Origin of the sequence: Caballeronia sp. (genome assembly GCF_049581465.1) — a bacterium.
In the GTDB taxonomy this organism is placed as follows: Bacteria; Pseudomonadota; Gammaproteobacteria; order Burkholderiales; family Burkholderiaceae; genus Caballeronia.
Genome location: NZ_JBAUSA010001225.1, coordinates 1 through 1901, shown reverse-complemented (window position 1 = coordinate 1901; position 1901 = coordinate 1). Strand labels below are relative to the sequence as shown.

At 60.8% G+C, this 1901-nt stretch carries 1 protein-coding gene and 1 pseudogene; both read left to right on the top strand.

What is annotated here, in order from left to right; genetic code table 11:
* Positions 1-228 (top strand): annotated as a pseudogene (locus tag WCA53_RS29875) (peptidase S53); the annotation flags it as partial.
* Between the two features lie 74 nt (positions 229-302).
* A partial coding sequence (locus tag WCA53_RS29870) for a S10 family peptidase (RefSeq protein WP_423919817.1) occupies positions 303-1901 on the top strand: 1599 nt, incomplete at its 3' end.

The window sequence follows — 1901 nt, the reverse complement described above, 5'->3', positions numbered from 1 at the left end:
GGCGGCACCAGCGCCGTCGCGCCGTTGTGGGCGGCATTGATCGCACGCGTGAACGCGGCCGCCGCCCAGCCGGCGGGCTTCGTCAACCCGAAGCTGTATCGCGCGGCCAGCATTGGCAACGACGTGACGATGGGTAACAACGGCAGCTTTGAAGCATCGGCGGGATGGGACGCCTGCACGGGACTTGGCAGTCCTGATGGCGTGAAAGTGGCGGCCGCGCTTAAATAGCGGGGCGGTTAAGCAGATTCGACGCAGGACCTCCAGGCACCAACACCACCAACAACAATGGCACAGGAGCAATCATGACGAGTTCCGCTTCATCGGCGACGCAACAGGACCAGCCTTACTTCGACGCAACGCCCTACGGCAATGGCCCCGACGATTCCATCGACCCTGCGCAGGCCGATGAAAGCGCTGCCGTCACGCATAGCACTGCGACCATTGGCGGCAAGAAGATCGACTACACCGCGACGGCCGGTCATCTGGTGATTGTCGACCCGAGCAGCTCGAAGCCCGATGCAAAGATGTTCTACGTCGCGTTCACGCAGGACGGCCAGACCGAGGAAGCGCGGCCGCTCACGTTCTTCTACAACGGCGGGCCAGGGTCGTCGTCGGTGTTCGTGCTGCTCGGATCGTTTGCGCCGATGCGCATCAAGACCTCGACGCCCGCGTTCACGCCGCCCGCCCCCTACGCGATGGAAGAGAATCCGGATAGCCTGCTCGACAAGAGCGATCTGGTGTTCATCAACCCGGTTGGCACGGGATATTCGGCTGCGATCGCGCCGAACAAGAACCGCGATTTCTGGGGCGTGGACCAAGACGCGGATTCCATCAAGCAGTTCATCAAGCGTTTCCTGACGAAAAACAATCGGTGGAATTCGCCGAAATTCCTGTTCGGCGAGTCGTATGGCACGGCGCGCAGTTGCGTGCTTGCGTACCGTTTGCACGAGGACGGCGTTGACTTGAACGGGGTCACATTGCAGTCGTCGATTCTTGACTACAGCCAGTCCGGCAACCCCGTGGGCGCACTGCCGACCGCCGCCGCCGATGCATGGTTTCATCGCGTGCTCGGCGTGCATCCGCGCCCGACGGATCTCGAGACCTTCGCGGCGGAGGTGGCCCAGTTCGCGCGCACTGATTACCTCGCCGCGTTGCGCAAGTTCCCGCAGACTGATGACGAGAGCGTGGAAAAGCTCGTGGAATATACGGGTATTGACCGGGCTACTTTGATTGCGTGGAGTCTCGATATCGCGTCCTACGACAGCCGAGGCAATTCGCTTTTCCTAACGACGCTGCTGAAGGCGAAGGGTGTGGCGCTCGGTTCCTACGATGGTCGCGTCACGGCGATTTCCACGGGCATCGCGGGCAAGATCGATCCGAATTCCGGCGGCAACGACCCCACCATGACGGCTGTTACGGGGGCGTACACGACCATGTGGAACGAGTACTTGAACGAGCAGTTGAAGTTCACGTCGACGTCGTCGTTCACCGATCTGAACGACCAGGCGTTTGCCAACTGGGACTTTCATCACAAGGATCCGACTGGTGCGGAAAAGGGCATTGACGACAAGGGCAACGTCATCCTGTACACGGCTGGCGACCTGGCTGCGGTGATGGCGCTGAACGTCGACCTGAAGGTGTTGTCGGCGAACGGTTTCTACGATTTCGTCACACCGTTCTACCAGACCATTATGGACCTGCAGCAGATGCCGCTCATTGATAAGACCGTGCGCGAAAATCTCTCGGCGCGGTTCTATCCGTCGGGTCACATGATTTATCTGGATGGCGGATCGCGCACGCAGATGAAGGCGGATCTGGCGAAGATGTATCAGGCGGCGACCACGAACCATGAGGCGACGAGCCGGATCAGGACGTTGCAGCAGCGCAAGGCGGGAGCGGGA